Source organism: Paenibacillus sp. G34, assembly GCF_056856875.1.
Window position 1 is genome coordinate 1,398,524 of record NZ_CM166469.1, and the last position, 22,303, is coordinate 1,420,826.

Consider the following 22,303-nt stretch of genomic DNA (forward strand, 5'->3'; position numbering starts at 1 on the left):
TTCCAGCCGAAGAACGTTTTCCCTGATCCTTAGTGCTCACACTTGTCTAAACCCTTGCAGGACTTTGGGCTGATGAACGTTAGAGAATGCCCGTTTACAATAAGGCAAACCAGGAAGATAGCTTCTTGGTTAAAATTTTGTAATATCCGGAGGGACACGACATCATGAACTGGAAGAATACCATTGTTACGGCAAGTGTAACAGCAGCCATGCTGATGGGAAGTCTAACAACGGCAGCGCTCACAGGACAGGTATCCGCAGCAGCGGCAGATCAATCGAAAGTAGAAGTCATCTGGGGTGTAAACCTTCGAACCTCACCAGCGTCATCTGGTAAAGTCATTCGTATGGTTTCCAAAGGAGAAACGTTAACCGTGCTAGAGCAATCCGGCTCGGATTGGTATAAAATCAAAGATGCTTTTAATCGGACAGGTTATATCTCGTCTTCATCCAAATACACACAAGTGATAAGTGGTGGATCAACAGCAGGCAATACGGGCACGACTAGCGGTTCAAGTGGCTCGGGTTCTAGTCAGGGCTCAACAAGTCAGGGAAGTGTTGCAGTAGAGAAGGTTATTGCGGCCGGAATGAAATACATGGGGACACCCTATAAATATGCATCGGATCGCGACAGTACGGCAACGTTTGACTGTTCCAGCTTTGTAAGGCGAGCTTTTATTGACGGACTTGGCATTACGCTTCCCGCAGACTCACGCCAACAAGGAGATTATGTGAAGAAGAAAGGTACGGTCACAACCAATTGGAAAAACCTGAAACGTGGTGATCTGATGTACTTTATGTCGTACAAAGGCACTTCTGCGTCTGCCTACAGTGGCGTGAACAAATCGCGAGCGACGATTACACATACGGGTATTTATTTGGGTAATGGTAAAATACTGCATACATACTCCAACGCGGGCGGCGGTGTGACGATTAGTGATATTGCCGGCAAGCACTGGGAATCCCGCTTCCTCTTTGGCGGCAGTGCTTTGTAGGACAAGCTTATTCGTTTCCTACCGGGCTGTCAGTCAACGGCCAAGTCCGGAACGAACGGAGTAGCTAACTGCTCACGAGTACTAAGCACCGGGTTGAGCACCGGATGATCGTGCCTAAGTTGGACAACTTCGGCAGACTAACTAAGTTTGACTGAGTCTAATTGAGTTTAATCGAGTATTTCGAAACATACCAAAACACCTCTCATTTGCCAAGAGTAAGGGCGAGTGAGAGGTGTTTTTATGCTTTTTATACTGCTGCTATTCCATCGTGATAGAACAATCGGAACAAAATGTCTTGGTTATAGTTGCCGAAACCCTCACCATACAGCGTCATCCCGCCTACATGCCGAGCATCTTCCTCTACAGAGAGACGTAGCGTCCACTGATTGCGTTCCACTGGAATGTCAGCGAGTGTGATACTCGACAGATGCTGTCCATCGATGAACGTGCCTTCATGGGTTATACGTAACACTTTAAGCATGCCGTACTGATTAACGATATCACTCCACCAGTCAGGCGTGAATATGCCGCGTCCATTACCGGAGTCACCCGGACTGGTCCATTCGCCTAAACGAATGCCGTTCAGAGTGAACGTAATATCTGAAGGCCAGTTTGGATTCACGGAAGGGGCTTCTGATCCGATCTCCAGTGACAACTCAATGGCGTCAATCTGCTGTCCGGTCAACATATAGTTTGGGATTTTATACTCGACAAATCCCCGTCCCATCCACAGAATATGAGCGTGCATGCGGTCTGGATCCAGGAAATAACGGGGATCATCATACTGGCCAATGACATGATCAGATGTCGCTAAGCCGCAGGTAGGATACACGTCAAAATGCGTGTAGTGCCCGACAGGGATGGAAACCTCGTGAAACTTGCGGGATACTCCCGTCTCTTGGGGCATGGAGATGCCAATCCAGTCGACAGCCAAACTGTTCATTTTATGCGTGCCACCGTCTTTGCGAACCATTTTGGATTGAATAATGCCTACATCCTGAAGTTTGCGGACATGCATGGTGACGATCGCACTGCTCAGGCCGAGCGATGCTGCAAGATCTTTCACATTCATCGGTGTTTCGGCGACAAGCCGGATAATCTGCAGACGAACCTCGCTTGCAAGGGCCTCATATAAGGGAAGCCATTCGGCATCCGTATTTGCTCTAATCACAGGTGTTCCTCCATTTTTCATCTATAGAATTAAGTTAAACATAAATTCAGTGAAAAGAATAATATTTTTTAAATTTCGGGTTGAAATATGTGTTGTTATCGATTTTAATATAAATATGAACGTTGATCCATAGAATATCAATTAATTTTTACATTAATCTTAGGGAGATGAGATCATTCATGGAAAAAGCGAAAATGACGGTAGATAAAGATTTTACGATTGGTGAAGTGGATAAGCGTTTGTATGGATCATTTATTGAGCATCTGGGACGTGCTGTGTATGGTGGAATTTATGAGCCAGGGCATGCTTCGGCTAATGAACAGGGGTTCCGTACAGATGTACTGGAGATGGTGAAGGAGCTGCAAGTACCGATTGTACGCTACCCTGGTGGTAACTTTGTATCCGGTTACAATTGGGAGGACAGCGTTGGGCCGGTATCTGAGCGCAAGCGCAGGCTGGATCTGGCATGGAGAACAGTTGAAACGAATGAATTTGGTTTTAACGAATTCGTGGATTGGGCTAAGCAAGCGAACTCCGAAGTGATGATGGCGGTTAACCTCGGAACACGCGGGGCGGATGCTGCTCGCAATATCGTGGAATATAGCAACCATCCGGAAGGTTCGTATTACAGTGATCTTCGCATTAAACATGGATACAAGCAGCCGCATGGAATCAAAACATGGTGTCTGGGCAACGAAATGGACGGTCCTTGGCAGATTGGTCACAAGACCGCAGAAGAATACGGACGGACAGCCGTCGAGGCAGCCAAAGTCATGAAATGGACGGATCCAACGATTGAACTCGTCGCTTGCGGAAGCTCGAATCTGGGCATGCCGTCATTCCCGGACTGGGAAGCAACGGTGCTGGATCATACGTACGATCATGTAGAGTACCTGTCCCTGCATCAGTACTACGGCAATCCGGATAATGATACACCAACCTTCCTGGCACGCTCGCTGGAGATGGATCGTTTCATTGATACAGTGAAAGCAACTTGTGATTATATCAAAGCGAAGAAACGCAGCAAAAAGACGATGTATCTGTCCTTCGATGAGTGGAATGTCTGGTATCACTCCCATGAAAATGACTCCAAAATGGACCCTTGGCAGATTGCTCCACCACAGCTGGAGGACATCTATAATCACGAGGATGCACTGCTGGTAGGTTGTATGCTGATCAGTATGCTGAAACATGCGGACCGGGTGAAAATGGCTTGTCTGGCTCAACTCGTTAACGTAATTGCTCCGATTATGACTGAAACGGGCGGAGCATCATGGAGACAGACGATCTTCTATCCGTTCATGCATGCATCTGTATATGGTCGTGGTACAGCTTTGGTACCGTTGATTCAGTCACCGAAATACGATACAAAACAAATTACAGATGTTCCCTATTTGGAGGCTATAGCAGTGCATAATGAGGAGCAGGGGGAAGTCACTGTATTCGCGGTTAACCGCCACTTGCAAGAGTCTCTGCCGCTTGAAGTGGATCTACGCAGTTTTGGCAAATGCACTCTAATTGAGCACATCGTTCTGGAAGCGGATGACCTCAAAGCGGTTAACACAGCTGCTCAGCCAAATAATGTAGTTCCGCACAATCGCGGAGGAGCCGATATATCTGATACGCTGATTACCGCAAGTCTGGCGAAAGCATCATGGAATGTGATTCGTTTGAAGGTGCAATAAGAGGCTGGCAGTAGCTTTGAGGGGCCATGCAAGTCACTGTAGCGTTTTTTCGAAAGCGTAAAATCTTGGTGAGATAAGGTTGGAGCAAAACAAGAATTTAAGTACTCTCAAACTGAGTTGCGGTGAGTCTTGTTAAGTTGGTAGGTAAGGCCAACGTACAACAAATAACGGTATGCGAATATTCGCATACCGTTATTTGTTCCCCAGTAAAGTTCCCCAGTAAAGTTCCCCAGTAAAGTTCCCCAGTAAAGTTCCCCAGTAAAGTTCCCCAGTAAAGTTCCCCAGTAAAGTTCCCCAGTAAAGTTCCCCAGTAAAGTTCCCCAGTAAAGTTCCCCAGTAAAGTTCCCCAGTAGAGTTCCCCAGTAAAGTTCCCCAGTAAAGTTCCCCAGTAAAGTTCCCCAGTAAAGTTCCCCAGTAAAGTTCCCCAGTAAAGTTCCCCAGTAAAGTTCCCCAGTAAAGTTCCCCAGTAAAGTTCCCCAGTAAAGTTCCCCAGTAAAGTTCCCCAGTAGAGTTCCCCAGTAGAGTTCCCCAGTAGAGTTCCCCAGTAGAGTTCCCCAGTAGAGTTCCCCAGTAGAGTTCCCCAGTAGAGTTCCCCAGTAGAGTTCCCCAGTAGAGTTCCCCAGTAGAGTTCCTTTTCGCTGTCCAACTGCGCTAACGATCTCAGGAAACCTTATTTAGGCATTTAATGCCACATTTTAATTCTAACGATCGTGAGAGACGTTATTTCGTTAAAAAGGGGTGGAATTTCAGGGGAAAGTGGGCATTTCGCTTAAATAGGGTCCGCTGTGATCGTTAGAATCTCAAAGTGGCGAAAACAGCCCAAATAGGGTCTGCTGTGATCGTTAGAAAAACCAGCGAGCAAGTGACATCATACGAATGATGATTGCAGAGGGTCAGGTCTATCTAACCACCTTACAGACGGCACCTGTGCCCCTTCGCTTACAGCTGCGATTCAAAACTCGAAGCTTTCCCCATCCAGTGGAATGAGCACTTCGCCTTCCAACTGCTCTTTTGCCAGGTAGGCGGCGAGGTCAGCGCGTGTGGTCATGCAGTGATTGATAGCATCCATGTGAACAGCGATCATGTGAGCTGAAGGGGCAGCACGTTTCACAGCGGCAACGTCCGGCCCGTCCATGGTGATGGGATCACCCTGTATGAAACGAGCACCGCCAGCATTGACGACAATGACCTCTGGATGGTAATGTTCGATGGCCGCCGCGGGCTCTTCACACCAAATCGTATCTCCGGCAATATAGGTGACAGGTTCTTCGTCTGCTTCAAGTACAAATCCGGACACATTGCCCATTCGTTTGCCGATTTCACCTGTACCGTGCTGACCTGATGTACGGGAGAATCGCACTGAATAATGCTCATGCTTCGCATCGACAGGGGTTACATCCGTAAATCCAGCTTTTGTAAAGATAGGCTCGTCCCCCGGCTGGCACAGCAATGGAATATCCTTACGCAGTTGGCTCGCGGCTGCTTCATCCCAATGGTCAGGGTGGATGTGCGTCACAATCAACAGATCAGGATTCAGAAAATCCGTTTCAGTTTCGGGAAGATCGACTCTAGGATTACGCAATTCATTGGGTGTGTTTGAAAAAGCGGGCATGCTCTCGGCATCCATTAACATGGGATCAACCAGAATCTTTAGACCACCGTATTGCAGCCACAGGGTGGCATGTCGAATCAATTGAATTTTCATTTTATTTGCACTCCTTTGAGTTCTCTCTTAGTATTATCCTATATGTTATACAACCCGCTTGACGACGTACATAACATGCTGAATGCATATCGGCTCAACTATTTTCAAGGTGAAAGGGATGCAGAACTCTCATGAACGAAATGATAGACGCCACAGATGTACGCATTTTACGGATTCTGATCCGGGATGCCAAACGTTCAAACAAGGAGATTGGAGAGGAAGTGCATCTTACAGGACAAGCGGTTGGGGCAAGAATTCGCAAGCTGCAGGATCTGGGAGTTATCGAAGGGTATACGGTAAAATGGAACCCGAACCGCCTTGGCCTTGGCTTGAAGGCATTTGTCACAGTATTTCTGAACTCTGGCGATAAACATGCCGCCTTTCGTGCATTTGTGGCAGGACGTGAGGACATTGTTGAAGTCCACCGGGTAAGCGGAGAGGGTTGTTACCTAATGCAGGTGCAGACAGGCACAACGGAGCAACTGGGTGAGTTGCTTGAAGCTCTGCTTCCTCTGGGCAATTACAGAACAAGCCTCTCTATCGGTATAGAGAAATCACGATACCAGTAGGCACACATAGATGATTCAAAAAAATATTAATTTCAGGTGTACTCTTTATGTAACTTAAGGTATGCGCTTACTGCAAGCCTGAGTATTCAAGCCTTACTCAACATCCCGACCCGATATCATGACACAAGGTCAATCCGGGTCAGGTCCTTGATGCTCCTTTAACGACTTTTGGAGAATAGTCAAAGAGGAATGAAGCTCTTTTTTTCCAAACAGATGATCGGTGTGAATATGAACTCGTGTCCCGTCCTTCAAATACAAGGCATACATGGGTGAGGCGGACAATTGCCATTTGCTTTGTGCAGGAGTAGCAAGTTCAATCTTGCGAATCTGGTTCCAGGGAATATTGCGCTGACCCGCGTAGAGAGATTGTTTATCCCAGGAGACAAGGATTGCCATGCGCTGAATGGATCGGGTCCAAAACATAAAGAAAAACGGCCCAACCATCCACATGCCGAGAATGGCAGCCATAGGGTAGTAGATTTTTTCCACACTCTCGGTCTGCCCGAAAACGATGACCCATAAGAGCAGTACACATAAGGCGAGGAACAGGAAACAAAGGCTTGCTTTCCAGATGGCTGTGAAGCGGCTATAGCGAATCTCTCCCTGCTGATGTACTTCGGAAGTTACAGACACCATCATGTTATCCTCCTTTCAATGCGAATAATGCGATTAATGCGAATCCATATGGAAAGTGCCGTCTGCATCAGCAGACGGCCTGTGTGACGTGTGCACCTGTAGTATAGTTTACGACTTCGGGCAGCATTTAGATGCGGGAGTTTTGAACAACTCATTACACTTTGAACAAACCATCGATTTGACCTCATAAAATGCATGGGAACATCATTAAACAACAGAGGAACGTCAGTGTGATTAAAGCAAACGCATCATATCTCGAAAAACACCAATTTCACATGTTCTGCTGCTATAAGTGTCGCGATCCAAGTTAACGCGGAAGACATTCACCCTAACTTACTCGATTGCTGCCCTGCTTCGCGAGCATGTTGGTACAAATCGGCATAAACTCCCTGGCTCGCAACCAGCTCCTGATGTGATCCTTCCTCGACAATGGTGCCATGTTCCATGACCAGAATCCGGTCAGCATGCATGACTGTAGACAGGCGATGTGCAATCACAATCGTTGTTCTGCCTTGAGATACGGACTCCAGTGCATGTTGCACAAGCTGCTCCGTGTGTGAGTCCAGATTGGCGGTGGCTTCATCAAGAATAAGAATCCGCGGCTGGAATACAACGATTCGTGCAAAAGAGATCAACTGTCGTTCCCCGGCAGACAACCCGCTTCCGCGCTCGGACAGACGAGTATCATATCCTTGCGGCAAACGCTGAATCATTGCATCTGCGCCTACAAATCGGCAAGCATCCATCGCTTGCTCACGCGTAATATCCTCCCTGAACATTCTCACGTTATCAATAATGGTACCTGAGAACAGGAAAGGTTCCTGTTGAATCAGACCTACGATCCGGTGAAGTACAGCTTGTGGAATGTGGCGAATGTCGGTGCCATCAATTTGGATGCTGCCCTGATTAACGTCATAGAACCGATTGAGCAGGGAGATCAGCGTGCTTTTGCCCGCTCCGGTTGTGCCCACAATACCGACCATCTCCCCGGGATACAGGTGCAGATTCATATGTTGAATAATAGGGCGATCTGCCTTGTAACCGAAGGAGACATCATTAAAATCAATCTGACCCATCACATGCTGCGGTTCCAGCGGAGAAGCTTGATTAGGGGACGGATCATGTACTTCAGGCTTTGTGTTTAAAATGTTCCAGATCCGATCCATCGAAACGGTGGTGGACTGAAAGGTGTTCCATTGCATTGTAATCTGGTTGATCGGTTGAAAAAACTGACGAATATAGCTGATAAACGCATACAGCACCCCGACTTGCAAAGACTCGCCGAGCACGGCGCGACCACCCAGCCACACCATCATGACCAGCGCCGCGTTACCGAGGATGTCAAACGTCCGGTTGAAAATCACATTGGAACGGGCCTGTGTAATGTTCGCCTCCAGATGCTTTGCGTTCTGTTCCTTGAACCGTTTTTTTTGCTCTTCCTCCTGATGGAATGCCTGAATCAGGAACATGCCGGAGAGGTTTTCCGCAGTAAACGCGATTAGACGGGAAAGCCGTGTGCGTGCATTCTGATAGGCACTCCGCAGTCTGCGGCGAAATAGGGCAGCTACTACAGCGATGACCGGGAGAACGATGAGCGAATAACTGGCGAGCATGGGATCCAGCTGAAACATGAAAAAGATAATGAGCACGAGCATCATGCCATCCCGGATCAGACTAAGCAGCACCTGGGTGAAGAAACTGCTGATCGTTTCTGTATCGCTGGACACATTGGTCACCAGACTGCCGATATGGAAGCGGTCGAAGAAGGACATGGACATTTTGGAAATATGTCTGAACAAATCCTTGCGAATGCGAGCGACGATGCTCTGTCCGACATGTTGCAACAGATTATTTTGAATATAGGTAAAAATAAAACTGATCACCGCCAGCCCCAGAAAAACGGCTGCAAGCTGTATGAGGAAACCGATGCTGGTTTGACCCACGGCCAGATGGTCATCAATGGCAATCTTCACCAGGTAGGGCTGTAGCAAATCGGCCGATATGCCTAGCAGGGAGCATAAGAATATACCGGCAAAGGCCCAGCGATGCGGTTTGGCATACCCCATCATTTCTTGAAAAGAAGCACGTTTACTGTGATGCTCTTTGGTGGAGGACTCCGATGTTACGTCTGTATTGTCGGAATTACTGCTATTGTCCGAGTGATCGGTACGGTTAGAATCATGGTTTTTAGAATTATGGTTATTGTGTTTAGGATTCGCATCCGCATCAGACATGATGTAACCCCTCCTCCTGCAAGCGATAGGTAGCCGCATACAGCCCTTTGGCAGCCATCAACTCCGCATGTGTTCCCTGTTCAACAATCTGTCCTTCATCCAGTACAAGAATGTCATCCGCATGTCGGACGGCACTGATGCGGTGAGAGATGATCAACGTAGTTTTGTCTTTGCCGATCTTGCGCAAACTGCGAAGAATTCCTGTTTCAGTAACGGCATCTACGGCACTCATACTGTCATCCAGAATCAGCAATTGGGCCTGCTTGATCAGCCCGCGTGCCAGACTGGTGCGCTGCCGCTGTCCACCAGACAGCGTAAGTCCGCGTTCCCCAAGCAGGGTATCGAAACGATCAGGGAAACGCACAATATTTTCATAGATCATCGCTTGTTTGGCGCTGTCTTCTACATCATCTATCGGTGCTTCACGGTTGCTGAATGCAATGTTGTCCCGAATCGTGGTGCTGAATAAAAAGCCGTCCTGAGGCACATAAGCGATTTGAGACCTGAGGCTGTCCAGTGACAGTTCCCGAATGTCTGTGCCGTTGATGAAAATACTGCCTTCCGGAGGTTCATATGTACGCAGCAGCAGCTTGACCAGTGTGCTTTTGCCTGAACCCGTTTTGCCGACAATACCAACCGTGCGCCCGGCGTGAATCTGGAGCTGGATATTTTTTAGCGCAGGGGATGAACTGCCTGGATAACGGAACGTCAAATTTTTGATCTTAATTTCCTGCATGTTTTGCAATGTTTCCGCTTCAGGGACTTCCTGTACGTCAGGTTCTTCGCCTAGAAGATCATTCACTCTTTCGAGCGAAGCTCCCGAGCGTTGCATCGTATTGATGACGTTACCAATCTGCTGAAGCGGCCCCATGATAATTCGCAGATACAAGGTCAGGGCGACAAAACTGCCCAGTGTAATGGAATTTTGTATCGTGAGAATGCCGCCAACCAGCAGTGAAATCACAAGAGACGTTGCACCGAGCAAAGGAAGTGTGGCCTGAAAAAGGGAAGAGAGACGAACTAACCGCAGTTGTTTATTTTTGATATCATCAACAGTTGTGCCAAAACGTGAACGGGAGTTATCCTCAGTGGCAAATGTTTTGATTACGCGAATACCGCCAAGCTGCTCCTCCGCTGATTCCGTCATGGTAGCGAGCGCCTCTTGAACATCACGGGAGCGCTTTCGAATCCGAGGACCGAAAAACACAACCAGGAATGGAATGGCCAGCAGAGGTACAATGCTGATCAGGATTAATGTCAGCGGAATTCCACTAAGCAGCATCATGATCACGCAGGACAGTAACAAAAAAACGGCATTGGTCATCATCGTAACCCCGTTGGATATGGCTTCACGGACGGAAGTGACATCGTTCATGAAATAACTAAGCAGTTTGCCGTTACCCTGCTTGGAAAAGTAGTGCTCGCTCAGCTCGGAAAACTTGCGGAATATCCGCTCGCGCGTTATAAATTCAAATCGCCGGCCCAGCTTCATAATCATGAACTGGCCGGTACCAAATAACAGGTTGTATGCAATCGCAATGGCGAGAAGGGATAAGCTGTAACGAATAACCGTTTGCATCTGGAGTGTATTTTGCATTAATTGATCCGTGAAGCTGCCCAGAATACGGGGCAAGGAGGCCTGACCGACATTAGACGCAATGATTAGAAGAACGGCCAGGAGATAGATGGACCAGTTGGACAACACATAACCGCGCAGCAAACCTTTTTTGGACATAGATGTGGGTTCTCCTTTGTTAGGTTAGAGCTTTGAAACGCATAGGATCATCATTGGGCAAAATAAGTCAAGAAAAGGGCAGACACCTTATATTAGCGTGTCATGCCCTCTTACTTTATGCGAACTTGATTGGTATTTATCCGTAACCGAAGAATTAATCTATTTATATTTTCGCGCTAATATGGTCTGTTGTCAATGAACCTGCTCATCCTTGATGTATAGGACGCAAACCATTAAAGTCTAACCGTATTCATGCCTTCAGAATCATAAGATCCCGGCTCCTCAAAAGGTAGGACGAAGATTAATGAAGCAATTGTTATGAGATCTATAGAAAATGTGATGAGACACTTTCAACAAATCTACAGGCAAAAATTGAAAGCAAATATGTTAAGGTAACATTCCAAAATTTGAATAAACATCTAAAGGTGAAATGCACGATGTATACAGTCTACATGGGGGTTTTTAGACGAGAATAATAACATAAAATACATTGCCGATACATGGCAATGCATATGCACGGTTATGAAGTTGTATTCACCAAATGCGAAAAGAACTGAAACATTTTACAAGGGTGTCCCGTCTGTAGGGATGAAAAGATGAAAAACAGGTTTTACTATCATAATGGAGGTGCCTAGAAATGAAGCATAAAAAAGGATTGGCTGCAACACTTGCACTTTGCGTTTCTCTGACAGCAGGAGGTGCTTCGGTATTTGCATTTTCCGACATTAAGGATGAAGGTCAGAAGACCGTTGTTGATTCATTGAAATCGAAGGGGATTGTGAATGGAGTAACGGCAGACTTGTTCCGACCAGATGTTGCTTTGTCCGAACCGCAGGGAGTTCAGTTGATTGTCAAAGCGTTTGGATTGAAAAATGCATATGCGGAAGCTTCCGCTCAGAATAAAATCAGTCCGAATACCTGGTATGCGGATGCTGTGCAGGCAGCCACTCAGAATGGCCTGTCCGTTCCGGTAGAAGTGAATCCGCAAGGCAAAATGACAAGAGAACAATTTATTATTTTATTGCATGAGGGCATTAACACAACTGGTAATTATCCAGTGATTATGAAGTATAATGAGGTTAAGGACGAAAATAAATTAAGTAAGGACGCTATATCTGCTGTCCAGAACCTGCTGAATATGAACATCATTGAACTGGACAAAGACGGAAACTTCCGTCCAGATCAGCCGCTTACTCGTATGGAGGCAGCAAGTATGATTTTCAATGCGCTTGAGTTTGTGGATCAGCACAGTGATAGCGGTTCAACTGAACCAGCTCCAACGAATCCTGGTGAAGGACAGCAAGCCATCGTACCTGAGGTAACCATTAGCAAAGTGGATGACAAAACAAGTAAAGTAACCTTGACGGCCGAGATGCCGCATCCGGGGTATGGATTAAAGATCGATGAAGTAAAACTGGAGAAGGATAAACAAGCTATTGTAAAATATTCAATCGTGCAACCTGACCCGGACATGATGTATCCAATGGTCATTACGAAAGTGACGGCCGAAGCCGAGATTCCAACAGGCTACACCGCAGAAGCACAGCCTTCTGGTAAGTAAATCAGTGTAGTAAATAAATGAAATAAATAAGTGAAATAAATAAGTGAAATAAATTTGGTCGCCTCACCAGTAGGTTGCTAGGGATGATTAAACCAGCTTGAGGAAAACCAGAAACCACGAGAACACAGGAACCAAGAAAATACAGAAACTCAGAAAACCAAGAGAATCAAAATCTAAAACCTAAACCAAAATCTAAAATCTAAAACCAAAACCTAAAACTCAAACCAAAACCAAAACCAAAACCAAAACCAAAACCAAAACCAAAACCAAAACCAAAACCAAAACCAAAACCAAAACCAAAACCAAAACCCGAAACCTAAAACCTAAAAAAACGGTTAACTGATCGTATTCTCTATGAGATGGTTCAAGTCAGATACCAGTCAAGGGACCTTGTTAGTATCAAATTATGAGGAAATTTTGGGCAGGTTGTTTGGTTTAATCAGGCTAGCCAGTAGTTATTGGCTGGCCTTTTTTGTGTGCGTGGAGAGTAGAGTTGAAGACGCCTAAAGCGCTAACGATCACCACAGAGCTTATTTTGGTGAAAATAGGGTGTTTTAAATTCTAACGATCCTGAGAGACGCTATTTCAGCACATTAGGCTAATTTCACCTGAAAAATAGCTAAAAATCAGAGAATAAGCTTTCTGGTGATCGTTAGAATTTCAGATGGGCAAAAAATGGCTAAATAGCGTCTCCTGTGATCGTTAGCCGAAGTAGGATAGTGCGGTGAATGAATAGAAGCATGATTGCTAAGGATGAAAACAGAGCATCACAGATCTAAAATAAGTAGGACGCTAATATTGTGAAGTATGCAGTTTCATAAAAGCAGAAAAAGTAGGGCAGAAGTAAAAAATATTTCTGAGGCGGGCATACACTAGTAAAAATAAATGCATCAGAAGCGAAACGGATAAAACAAAAGTAAAACGAATACATCAGAAACAAAGAGCAGAGAACAGAGAAACAAGCGAAATAAGCGAAATAAGTAAAACAAGAGAACAGAGAAACTGAGAAACAGGATCTTCCCTGGCGGAAGATCCGTTTTGTATACCATTGACGCTAAGCATGATATGCCAGTGGGGCTGAGTCTAGTAATGCACGATGGATCCCACCAATTATCTAACAGGTCATACACACAGTTTAATCCAGCAGCAATCTTCCGTCATCATGCCACTGACCATATAGTTGATTTGCCTTTGTATGTTGGATGAACTTATCGAGCCGGCTTTGAAATAACGCGGGCTGCTTCTTAACGCTCTGAATCGTGTCGATGCGCACCCGTTGATAGAGGAGAGGAAAGGCGGCGAAATGTTCCAACACTTGTCGGTCCTCAGTTAACCTCCGCTCAATCTCGGCATCGACAACAAAAGCTTCAGGGTTCATGTCGGGTAGAACTTTTCTACCCGCATCCTGCATAAGACCTAGCCTTTCTAATCGGCGCACGCGCTCCTTATTGAGCTCCGTCCATGAGCTCTTGCGACTACGAGGAGATAAGCGTTGTAACAACAGGTCATCGGAAGTTTTCTTTTTGACTCCATCAATCCAGCCAAAACACAACGCTTCTTCAACAGCATCCAGATATAAAAGGGTACCCGGGCGCGGCTTCAAACTCACAGGAACCCAGCAACAGGACTGTATAGTCCCATGCTCCTGTAACCATTGTCTTAACTCTTCTCTGGAAGTAAAGGGGAGTGTTTTTTCAAGTGGAGCAGATGACATCATATCCAAGACCTTTCATGTTGCATGGTATTTAACACCTTCATATTACAGTATATTTAAGACCTTCATATTACAGTTATTTAAGACCTTCATACTGCATCATATCCAAAACTATTATCAGCCACAACGGACTTTAAGCATGAGATAATTACTCCGCAGTATTGGAGTTTTCGTACCAGAATCTAGAATAGTCATTCACGACAGAAGCATGGCCGAGCTGACGTAACATGGTGGAGATATTGCCTCGGTGATAGGTTCCGTGATTCACCAGATGTAGGAGCATTTCTGCGAAACTGGTTTGACGCACGCCTGCAAAGGGATTGTTGAGCAGAAGCGTCTGCTCCAAATCCGTCTGCTGACTGAACCAATCCAGGTATTGAGTGGATAGTTCAGCATAACGCTCGAAATATGTTTCTATTGTGGCAAAGGTCTCCCCGTTACGCGGCATGCAGAATTGTAAAGCTTCAGGCATGCTGGTTCCGGTTAACACCAGGTACCACATCTGATCCACAGCATACATATGACTGAGCGCATGGGCAAGGGTAGGGAAGGAACTGTTCACTTCCTGATGCAGCACAGCGGCTGGCAACTCTTGAATACGTTGCATGATGATCTGTGAAGCCCAAACATGATAATGATACATTTGTTCCGGATGGTTCATGAAATATCGTCTCCTTTATTTTGGCGAATGATGGGATGGTCATAGTACCTCCCTTGTTGCTGTAATGAGTATAAAAAAAGAAGTATGACAACAGCGTGTCATACTTCTTTTTTCACTTTATAAGACTTCCATTACACAAGTCTGCAACAAGACTGTGAACAGACTGCACAAGACGTCATAAGAACTCGTAAGACATCGTAAGACATCGTAAGACATCGTAAGACATCGTAAGACATCGTAAGACATCACAAGACATCCACATCACAATGCCCCACCAGACCTCAAAAACATTACATTTACGAGTTATACAGTAACTTACATGCTCGATCCGATCTCCTCGTAGTTTGACCAGTTATCCGGCCATTTTGCCGAATGACACATTACCCGAACATGTACCTCCACTATAAATGCTAGTATGACCTCAACGATTGTGTTTGTCGTAACGTTTTAAAGCATTTCGTAACTGCGTCTCTAGAACGTCTCTCAGTGCGGCTGGTTCCAAAACCTCTGCGCCACTTCCCAAACTCAGCAAGAACGACCATAACCACGTGGCTTGGAGAGGCTTAAGAACCTGAACGCGCATCGTCATACTCCCGTCCTCATGAAATTGTTTATCTGCCTGCTGAAAATGATCGAGCGCCTCCGCGAGTGCATCCGGATATACGCGAAATACCACATCTGTCATGATCTCCTGTGTAACAGGGGGAGTGAGGGCCGGCTCTTCCGAGGGGAGAACATGCGGTTCAAAATGACGGTTGGTCAGATGCACGTTTAACATCCGGGAAAGTCTGAATTCCCGATAATCCTTCCGGCTTCGGCAATATCCATACACATACCAGCTACGGTATTTAAACTGCAATCGCACAGGTTCAATTTCTCGGGTCGTGCGCTCATTTTTGGAACTAATGTAATCAAACTGAACGACATGATATTGCATGATTCCTGCACGAAGATGCGAAAGCGACTCAGGCTCAGTTCGATACGTATTCAGGTCTACAGTTAAGTTTGGTCTCTCATGTTGGTCTCCAATTGTCTGCAAACGTTCGATTGTACCCTGTGCACGCACATCGTTAAACACGGACGAGAGGCTGGTCAGCACTGTAATCAATGCATCCACATCATAGGAGCCAAGCAGACTTTTATCCATTTTATAACCGTCCATGATACCATATCCGCCATTCATTCCTTGATGGGAAACGACAGGAAACCCCGCTGCACAGATCACATCAATATCCCGATAGATCGTTCTGGGGGATACCTGATATTCCTCGGCAAGGGTAGAGGCAGATAATACCTCGTGATTGAGTAACTTGTATATGATCGAGACTAACCGTTCCAGTTTCAAAAGAACCCCACCCGTCATCACTTTTCCTAAACAGCCATAAGTATATCACAGCAAAGTCAAGGACTAGCATGCAGCTTATCTAATCACATTAGCAGAAATGCACTGCGTATATCTCTCCATTGATACTCATGTGTCTAATTTGAGGTCGCTAAGATCACACCAGAAGCATAAAAAAAGAGTGCAGATTCGCACTCTTCTAAAATAAGGAGCGTCTTCAAGCAAACTCTCCAGCCAGATCCTATCTAGTCTTCTTGCACATTATAAAGCACTCTCGCGAGCAGGCCTTGACCGTAGTTTCCAAAATTTTTGCCGAAAATGGTCAATCCGCGTTTATTAACAGGGCCGTCGGTGACCGCGATGCGGAAATGAATATCACTTTTGTAATCGAGCTCGATATCGTCTAGTGTAACGTCCGAAATCTTGCATCCGTCGATGTAACTGCCTTCCTTCGTAATGCGAATCAGCTTTAGCATGCCGTATTGATTTAAGTGCGGAGGCCACCAGTCCGGATTAAACGTGCCGCGGGTATCGCCGAAATCCCCGGGACTCGTCCAGAGGCCGATCTTTTTGCCATTGATATAAAAGTAAATATCCGACGGATAGTTGTCACAGAATCCGGGTGCTTCCGACCCTAGTTCCATAGACAGTTGAATTTCGTTAAACGTTTGGTTGGGCTTCAGATAGTTGGGAATCCGGTATTCCAGATATCCTTCGGCCAGCCAGATCATCTCGGCATCGATCCGAAGCGGGTCGGCAAAATAGCGAGGGTCATCAAACTCCCCGATAATGCTGTCTTTCGTAGCAATCCCGCATGTGGGTGCTGCCTGATAATCACTGTAATGCCCAACCTGAATTTCTACCTCGTACCGGTTGTGGATCTCCTGTGAGCGCAAATCAACCATTAATTTTTCCTCGTTAAGGTAACAAATCTTTTGGATGCCGTGTTTGCCAACAGCGGTATTAATCTCGATTAATCCGCTCTCCTCCAGCTTTTTAATATGCATTGTGATGGCGCCATTACTAAGTCCGAGCTTGGTCGCGAGGTCATTCAGATTAAGACTTTGGTTTCTGGCCAGTAACTCAATAATCTGGATGCGAATTTCGGAACTGAGTGCTTTGAAAATATTCACACCTGACATCAAATCTTTAATATAAATCATAGGTGGATGTCCTTTCCCCGTTCTGAACAAAGCCTATGTAGGCAGACTTTTGCACATTAGACTGTTTTATTTCAGATAATTATAAATCATTACATGCTGGAAAGAAAGAGCTGAGAAAAGGGAGGTATCCCCTTTATATACATTAAAAAAATTAAAAATATGCTTATATTTTTAGTTCGAATCTCTTGAAATAAAACATTGAATTAATTCATGTATATTTGAAATATACCATTGAATTGTGATGTAACCGCTTTTATAATCCTATTATACTTAAATTGATTTAATACTTCATGAACCAAAGCAACCATTTAATCAGGAGAGGCGGCGTTCCGGTATGGAAAAGTTCAGTTCATGGAAGAAGTTAAGCAGCTTAGAGTGGAAGAAGTTGAAGAGTTTAGAATGGAGGAAATTGAAGAGTTTAGAATGGAAGAAGTTGAGGAGTTTAGAGTGGAGAAAGTTGAAGAAGCTGGAGTGGAAGACTTGGAGGAGTTCCAGGTGGCAGATATGGAAGGACTCTAAGTTGGTGAAGGTGGCATCGGACACAGGGGATTTAAGAGATTCAGGTCGTTTGAATGGTTTGAGAAACTCGAAGATTTCATCCACAAGGCGCTGGGCTTTGCCTACATTGTTGGTTCTGATGCTGGTGCTTGCAGGACAGTCGAGGGCTTTAGCCGCATTTTGGAATCTATCGGGGGATATCGCCGTTCATGATCCTACCCTAATCAAAGAGGGCAATTCCTGGTACACCTTCTCCACGGGTCCTGGTATTCAGGTACTGAAATCCGATAACGGAACGTCATGGTATCGTGTGCCGCAGATTTTCTTACGTGAACCGTCCTGGTGGAACTCGGCTGTTCCTGCGCAGAAAGACCTGGATGTGTGGGCACCAGACGTACAGCGTTATAACGGCAAAGTATGGCTGTATTATTCCATTTCGACCTTTGGTTCGAATAGATCTGCTATCGGTTTGGCGTCTGCAAACAGCGTTGGCGCAGGACAATGGAAGGATGAGGGTCTTGTATTACAATCAACGACATCGAATAACTACAACGCGATCGATCCGGAACTGGTTATTGATGCTTCGGGTAATCCTTGGCTGGCCTTTGGTTCGTTCTGGAGTGGTCTAAAGATTGTAAAACTGGACAAAAACACGATGAAACCAACGGGTAACATCTCCTCAATTGCAGCCCGTCCGAATAGCGGGGGTGCGATTGAAGCACCAAGTATCACGTACCGCAACGGATATTATTATTTGTTTGCCTCTATCGATTCCTGCTGTAAAGGTGTGAACAGCACCTACAAAATGGTTTACGGTCGATCCACCAGCATTACAGGTCCCTACGTTGACAAAAACGGAGTAAATATGATGAACGGTGGCGGCACAATTTTGGATACAGGCAATGTGAGATGGAAGGGCCCAGGTGGGCAGGACGTGGTTAACGGCAATCTAATCGTACGCCATGCCTATGATGCAACGGATAATGGCAATCCAAAACTGCTCATTAGCGATTTGTTATGGGACACGAATGGTTGGCCGAAATACTAATTTTTATTTTATATAAATATAAAATGTTTTAATAAAGTGTTGACTAAATGGATCTGGATTTGATAAATTTAACAACAGAAATGTTGATTCATGCTATTGAATACGTTTACAAGTCCAGATCAGGAGGGGTTCATATGGTCAAGAGAAAGAGTTGGGTCACGTTTATGCTGTTAATGTTGGTCAGTGCACTGGTGCTTGCAGGTTGCGGAGGGGGAAGCGGAAGTTCGAGCGGCGATAAAGAACTGACGTTTATGTTCCGCGGCGGCACGGATGAGCAGAAGGCGTATCAGGCTGTCGTGAAAAAGTTCGAAGAAGAACATCCAGGCGTCAAAGTGAAAATCATCGTTACCGCAGCGGATCAATACGCGACAAAACTTCGCGCGGCGATTACAGGCAACAGCATGCCGGACGTTTTTTATTTCACACCGGGTGATATGAAGGCCTATGTGAACAGCAATGTGCTCATGAATCTGACACCGTATATTGAGAAAAACAAAGATATCAATTTGGATAATATTTGGAAGTATGGCGTTGACTTATATCGTTACGATGGCAAGATGGCAGGACAAGGAGATCTTTACGGTATGCCTAAAGATGTCGGGCCGTTTGCACTGGGGTATAACAAGACCCTTTTTGAAAAAGAAGGCATTCCTTTCCCTGACAAAGACAAGCCATATACGTGGGAAGAGTTCATCAAAGTGAATCAGCAAGCAACGAAAGATACCAATGGAGATGGCAAACCGGACGTATTCGGCACAGGTTTTAACGTACAGTGGGCGCTGCAATCTTTTGTATGGAGCAACGGGGCTGACTGGCTCGACGAGAGCAAAACCAAAGTCACAATTGATGATCCGAAATTTGCGGAAGCGCTACAGTTCTTTGCAGATATGCAGACCAAATACAAGATCACACCTTCCATTGAAGAGGCACAAACACTGGATACGTATCAGCGCTGGATGAAAGGTGAGATGGCTTTCTTCCCTGTAGGTCCGTGGGACATGAGTACATTTGAAAAGCTTCCGTTTGAATATGATCTGTTGCCTTTCCCGGCGGGATCAACAGGTAAATCGGCAACATGGATCGGTTCCCTCGGAATCGGCGTATCATCCAAAACCAAACATCCGGAAGAAGCTGCTGCACTGGTTAACTACCTTACGGCTTCTAAAGAAGGCATGAAACAACTGGTAGACGCGAAGGTGCAAATTCCGAACTTGCTTGATATGGCCGATGAGTGGGCGAAAGACACCTCGACCAAACCGGAAAATAAACAGGAATTCATCGATATCGTAAAAGACTACGGACGAGCGTTGCCAGGTAATTATACTTACAACGCGGAGTGGTACGACATGTTCTTCACCGACATTCAGCCGGTACTCGATGGCAAGATGACTGCCGCTGACTATGTGAAGCAACAACAACCGAAGATGCAGAAACTGCTGGATAAAGCGGTGGAGCAGGAGAAAAAATCGCAGAACAAATAGATAGGAAAAAGGGGATGCCAGCAGCCTGAACCGATGCTGCTGGCATCTTGCTTGTTAGAAGATACAAATTGAACGATTTTTTACATGATGTAACGGAGTGAACTTATCGCCAGATTCCATACGGGCATGTGGCATGTATTGACCGGAACAGAGCAGAAGCCATGATTCAAAAAGGCCAATCGATGTATGCCACATGCTGATCTTAGAAACAGGGGTGAACACGTGAATACGAAATCCAGTTTGTATCGCAAAGAGAAGATGTATGGATACTTGTTTATTTTGCCTCCCATTCTGGGGCTGCTGATCTTTGTATTGTTCCCGTTCCTCTATTCTCTCTATGGTTCGTTCACCGATTGGGACGGACTGGGGCAGATGAACTTTATCGGACTAGCCAATTTTAAGGATTTGTTGACCGATGATCTTTTTTACAAGGCCATGTTTAATACGTTTTACCTGATGCTTGGTATCCCGATTGGTCTGTTGCTTGCACTATTATTGGCAATGGGACTGAATCGTAAAATTCCGGGTACAACCACATTTCGTGTGATCTATTACATACCGGTCATTTCTTCCTTGGCGGCGGTCTCCATCATGTGGAACTGGGCCTACAACGGAGATTATGGTCTGGTGAACCAGTTCCTTGATCTGTTTGGTATTAAAGGTCCCAACTGGCTGGCGAACAAAGATACAGTAAAACCGGCGCTGATCATCATGACTGTCTGGAAAGGTCTGGGTTATACCATGCTGTTATATCTTGCGGCACTGCAAAGTGTATCCCGTACCTATTACGAGGCCGCAGAGCTCGATGGCGCGAACGGATTTCAGATTTTTCGCAATATCACCTGGCCAATGGTGAAACCGGTAACTTTTTTCCTCGTGGTGACGAATATCATCGGGGGTTCGCAAATCTTCACCGAGATGAACATTATGACACCGACAGGCGGACCGGAATATGCTTCGGCTTCGATCGTCTTTTATATCTGGCAAAAGGCTTTTAGCAACCTGCAGATGGGTTACGCTTCAGCGATGGCTATGATTCTGGGGATCTTTATCTTTGTGATCACGCTTGTACAATTCAAACTTAATGAAAGATCAGCCTACGACGGAGATTAATGGGCGAGGAGAGGAGTGGAACGGAAGATGTCTTATAGTCAAAGAAGAAAAGTAACCAATTCTATTATATTTATCGTTCTGTCCATCGGTGCGATTGCGATGATTGCGCCTTTGCTCTGGATGTTATCCACCTCGCTCAAGGAGAAGCAGGATGTATTCGCACTGCCGCCGGTCTGGATTCCGGAAGTATTTCGGTTCGATAAGTATAAAGAGATCTGGGAAGCGGGGCCACTGCTCAGCGGGATTAAAAACAGTCTCATTGTAGCTCTTAGTGTGACGGTAGTTGGGACATTTACGTCGAGTCTTGCGGCATTTGCTTTTGCGAAGTTAAGATTTCCACATAAGAACAAACTGTTTCTTGCCCTGCTGGCCTCGATGATGATTCCGTATCCAACGGTCATGATCCCGCAATTTATGATGTTTTCCAAGCTGGGCTGGGTGGACACTTTGCTGCCGCTCATTGTCCCTGGACTGTTCGGGAATGTCATTATGATCTTTTTCTTGCGGCAGTATCTGCTTAGTGTACCGGATGCGATCATTGAGGCGGCGAAGATTGACGGAAGCTCCTACTTCCGATTATATTCCAGTATTACATTTCCGCTGATCAAACCTGCCGTGGCTGCACAGCTGATTCTCTGGTTCATGGGGATCTGGAATGATTATCTGGCACCGATTATTTATCTGAATTCACCTGAAAAGCAAACGCTGCAACTGGTCATTGCTAATTTTAACGCGACCTATGCCATTCAAACGGATTATCCGCTCATTATGGCGGCGTCCATTGTGGCTCTGCTACCTGTTCTGATCATTTTCCTGATCTTCCAGAAGCAGATTATCGAGTCGGTTGCGATATCAGGGGTCAAAGGATGATGTTAATGAGAGTATGGAGAGCGTGGGAAGAGCGAAAAGAGTGGAATGACACGAAGAGGAAAAAAGGACGAAAAGAAGAATTAAATGAAATGAAAGAGCGAAAAGGGCGAAAAGCGCGGGAATTT

Annotated in this window: 19 protein-coding genes; 9 read left to right on the forward strand and 10 right to left on the reverse strand. The window is 45.7% G+C overall.

The features are described 5' to 3' along the window. Positions 1–164 precede the first annotated feature (164 nt). Complete coding sequence (locus tag AC1VYS_RS06100) at positions 165–992, forward strand: C40 family peptidase (RefSeq protein WP_482913461.1); 828 nt, start codon at positions 165–167, stop codon at positions 990–992. Between the two features lie 247 nt (positions 993–1,239). Here AC1VYS_RS06100 and AC1VYS_RS06105 read toward each other — a convergent pair whose 3' ends face one another. After that, positions 1,240–2,160: an ArsR/SmtB family transcription factor gene (locus AC1VYS_RS06105; protein ID WP_482914924.1), complete on the reverse strand. Its 921-nt coding sequence runs from the start codon at positions 2,158–2,160 to the stop codon at positions 1,240–1,242. 182 nt (positions 2,161–2,342) lie between these two features. Between AC1VYS_RS06105 and arfA the strand changes: the two genes are divergently transcribed. After that, positions 2,343–3,848, forward strand: a complete 1,506-nt coding sequence (gene arfA, locus AC1VYS_RS06110) for an arabinosylfuranosidase ArfA (protein ID WP_482913462.1) — start codon at positions 2,343–2,345, stop codon at positions 3,846–3,848. Positions 3,849–3,945: 97 nt separating this feature from the next. On the opposite strand, the gene AC1VYS_RS06115 is transcribed toward arfA, so the two are convergent. Beyond that, entirely contained in the window at positions 3,946–4,494 is a 549-nt protein-coding gene (locus tag AC1VYS_RS06115; RefSeq protein WP_482913463.1) for a hypothetical protein, read from the reverse strand. 306 nt (positions 4,495–4,800) lie between these two features. Further along, complete coding sequence (locus tag AC1VYS_RS06120; protein WP_482913464.1) at positions 4,801–5,553, reverse strand: MBL fold metallo-hydrolase; 753 nt, start codon at positions 5,551–5,553, stop codon at positions 4,801–4,803. A gap of 131 nt (positions 5,554–5,684) precedes the next feature. Here AC1VYS_RS06120 and AC1VYS_RS06125 point away from each other — a divergent pair, with 131 nt between their 5' ends. Next, on the forward strand, positions 5,685–6,122 hold the full coding sequence (locus tag AC1VYS_RS06125) for an Lrp/AsnC family transcriptional regulator (RefSeq protein ID WP_482913465.1): 438 nt from the start codon (positions 5,685–5,687) through the stop codon (positions 6,120–6,122). Positions 6,123–6,251: 129 nt separating this feature from the next. Here the strand turns inward: AC1VYS_RS06125 and AC1VYS_RS06130 are convergent, their stop codons facing one another. The 3 genes from AC1VYS_RS06130 to AC1VYS_RS06140 form a co-directional block, all read right to left on the reverse strand. Then, positions 6,252–6,758 carry a hypothetical protein gene (locus AC1VYS_RS06130; RefSeq protein WP_482913466.1) on the reverse strand — a complete coding sequence of 169 codons (507 nt, stop codon included), beginning with the start codon at positions 6,756–6,758 and terminating at the stop codon, positions 6,252–6,254. Positions 6,759–7,081: 323 nt separating this feature from the next. Further along, positions 7,082–8,992 (reverse strand): ABC transporter ATP-binding protein, encoded by a 1,911-nt coding sequence (locus tag AC1VYS_RS06135; protein WP_482913467.1) that lies wholly within the window; start codon positions 8,990–8,992, stop codon positions 7,082–7,084. Continuing rightward, positions 8,985–10,727, reverse strand: a complete 1,743-nt coding sequence (locus tag AC1VYS_RS06140; RefSeq protein WP_482913468.1) for an ABC transporter ATP-binding protein — start codon at positions 10,725–10,727, stop codon at positions 8,985–8,987. Before AC1VYS_RS06140 ends, AC1VYS_RS06135 begins: the two co-directional genes overlap by 8 nt. 637 nt (positions 10,728–11,364) lie before the next feature. Between AC1VYS_RS06140 and AC1VYS_RS06145 the strand changes: the two genes are divergently transcribed. Continuing rightward, a complete protein-coding gene (locus AC1VYS_RS06145) occupies positions 11,365–12,288 on the forward strand; it encodes an S-layer homology domain-containing protein (protein ID WP_482913469.1) in 924 nt (307 codons plus the stop codon). Positions 12,289–13,423: 1,135 nt separating this feature from the next. On the opposite strand, the gene AC1VYS_RS06150 is transcribed toward AC1VYS_RS06145, so the two are convergent. The 4 genes from AC1VYS_RS06150 to AC1VYS_RS06165 all read right to left on the reverse strand — a co-directional run bounded on the left by AC1VYS_RS06150 (position 13,424) and on the right by AC1VYS_RS06165 (position 17,168). Further along, positions 13,424–14,002 carry a YdeI/OmpD-associated family protein gene (locus tag AC1VYS_RS06150; protein WP_482914925.1) on the reverse strand — a complete coding sequence of 193 codons (579 nt, stop codon included), beginning with the start codon at positions 14,000–14,002 and terminating at the stop codon, positions 13,424–13,426. A 148-nt stretch (positions 14,003–14,150) separates the two neighbouring features. Further along, positions 14,151–14,663, reverse strand: a complete 513-nt coding sequence (locus AC1VYS_RS06155; protein ID WP_482913470.1) for a DinB family protein — start codon at positions 14,661–14,663, stop codon at positions 14,151–14,153. 421 nt (positions 14,664–15,084) lie between these two features. Continuing rightward, positions 15,085–16,008, reverse strand: a complete 924-nt coding sequence (locus tag AC1VYS_RS06160; protein ID WP_482913471.1) for a helix-turn-helix transcriptional regulator — start codon at positions 16,006–16,008, stop codon at positions 15,085–15,087. Between the two features lie 242 nt (positions 16,009–16,250). Beyond that, positions 16,251–17,168: an ArsR/SmtB family transcription factor gene (locus tag AC1VYS_RS06165; RefSeq protein ID WP_482913472.1), complete on the reverse strand. Its 918-nt coding sequence runs from the start codon at positions 17,166–17,168 to the stop codon at positions 16,251–16,253. A 351-nt stretch (positions 17,169–17,519) separates the two neighbouring features. On the opposite strand from AC1VYS_RS06165, the gene AC1VYS_RS06170 reads away from it, so the two are divergent. From AC1VYS_RS06170 to AC1VYS_RS06190, 5 genes are all read left to right on the forward strand, one after another. After that, complete coding sequence (locus AC1VYS_RS06170) at positions 17,520–17,687, forward strand: hypothetical protein (RefSeq protein WP_482913473.1); 168 nt, start codon at positions 17,520–17,522, stop codon at positions 17,685–17,687. A gap of 97 nt (positions 17,688–17,784) precedes the next feature. Then, positions 17,785–18,714, forward strand: coding sequence for an arabinan endo-1,5-alpha-L-arabinosidase AbnA (gene abnA / locus AC1VYS_RS06175; protein ID WP_482914926.1), 930 nt, complete (start codon positions 17,785–17,787; stop codon positions 18,712–18,714). Positions 18,715–18,848: 134 nt separating this feature from the next. Continuing rightward, positions 18,849–20,195 carry an ABC transporter substrate-binding protein gene (locus AC1VYS_RS06180; RefSeq protein WP_482913474.1) on the forward strand — a complete coding sequence of 449 codons (1,347 nt, stop codon included), beginning with the start codon at positions 18,849–18,851 and terminating at the stop codon, positions 20,193–20,195. A 222-nt stretch (positions 20,196–20,417) separates the two neighbouring features. Continuing rightward, entirely contained in the window at positions 20,418–21,308 is an 891-nt protein-coding gene (locus AC1VYS_RS06185; protein ID WP_482913475.1) for a carbohydrate ABC transporter permease, read from the forward strand. A gap of 27 nt (positions 21,309–21,335) precedes the next feature. Continuing rightward, the gene (locus tag AC1VYS_RS06190) at positions 21,336–22,178 is read left to right on the forward strand and encodes a carbohydrate ABC transporter permease (RefSeq protein ID WP_482913476.1); all 843 of its coding nucleotides are present in this window, start codon (positions 21,336–21,338) and stop codon (positions 22,176–22,178) included. Positions 22,179–22,303 lie beyond the last annotated feature (125 nt).

Coding starts and splice junctions, on each gene's coding strand:
- AC1VYS_RS06140 (WP_482913468.1), bottom strand. CDS start 10,727: ATGTCCAAAAAAGGTTTGCTGCGCGGTTATGTGTTGTCCAACTGGTCC.
- AC1VYS_RS06120 (WP_482913464.1), bottom strand. CDS start 5,553: ATGAAAATTCAATTGATTCGACATGCCACCCTGTGGCTGCAATACGGT.
- AC1VYS_RS06150 (WP_482914925.1), bottom strand. CDS start 14,002: ATGTCATCTGCTCCACTTGAAAAAACACTCCCCTTTACTTCCAGAGAA.
- AC1VYS_RS06100 (WP_482913461.1), top strand. CDS start 165: ATGAACTGGAAGAATACCATTGTTACGGCAAGTGTAACAGCAGCCATG.
- AC1VYS_RS06190 (WP_482913476.1), top strand. CDS start 21,336: ATGTCTTATAGTCAAAGAAGAAAAGTAACCAATTCTATTATATTTATC.
- AC1VYS_RS06130 (WP_482913466.1), bottom strand. CDS start 6,758: ATGGTGTCTGTAACTTCCGAAGTACATCAGCAGGGAGAGATTCGCTAT.
- AC1VYS_RS06145 (WP_482913469.1), top strand. CDS start 11,365: ATGAAGCATAAAAAAGGATTGGCTGCAACACTTGCACTTTGCGTTTCT.
- AC1VYS_RS06170 (WP_482913473.1), top strand. CDS start 17,520: ATGGAAGAAGTTAAGCAGCTTAGAGTGGAAGAAGTTGAAGAGTTTAGA.
- AC1VYS_RS06165 (WP_482913472.1), bottom strand. CDS start 17,168: ATGATTTATATTAAAGATTTGATGTCAGGTGTGAATATTTTCAAAGCA.
- arfA (WP_482913462.1), top strand. CDS start 2,343: ATGGAAAAAGCGAAAATGACGGTAGATAAAGATTTTACGATTGGTGAA.
- AC1VYS_RS06180 (WP_482913474.1), top strand. CDS start 18,849: ATGGTCAAGAGAAAGAGTTGGGTCACGTTTATGCTGTTAATGTTGGTC.
- AC1VYS_RS06135 (WP_482913467.1), bottom strand. CDS start 8,992: ATGTCTGATGCGGATGCGAATCCTAAACACAATAACCATAATTCTAAA.
- AC1VYS_RS06125 (WP_482913465.1), top strand. CDS start 5,685: ATGAACGAAATGATAGACGCCACAGATGTACGCATTTTACGGATTCTG.
- AC1VYS_RS06155 (WP_482913470.1), bottom strand. CDS start 14,663: ATGAACCATCCGGAACAAATGTATCATTATCATGTTTGGGCTTCACAG.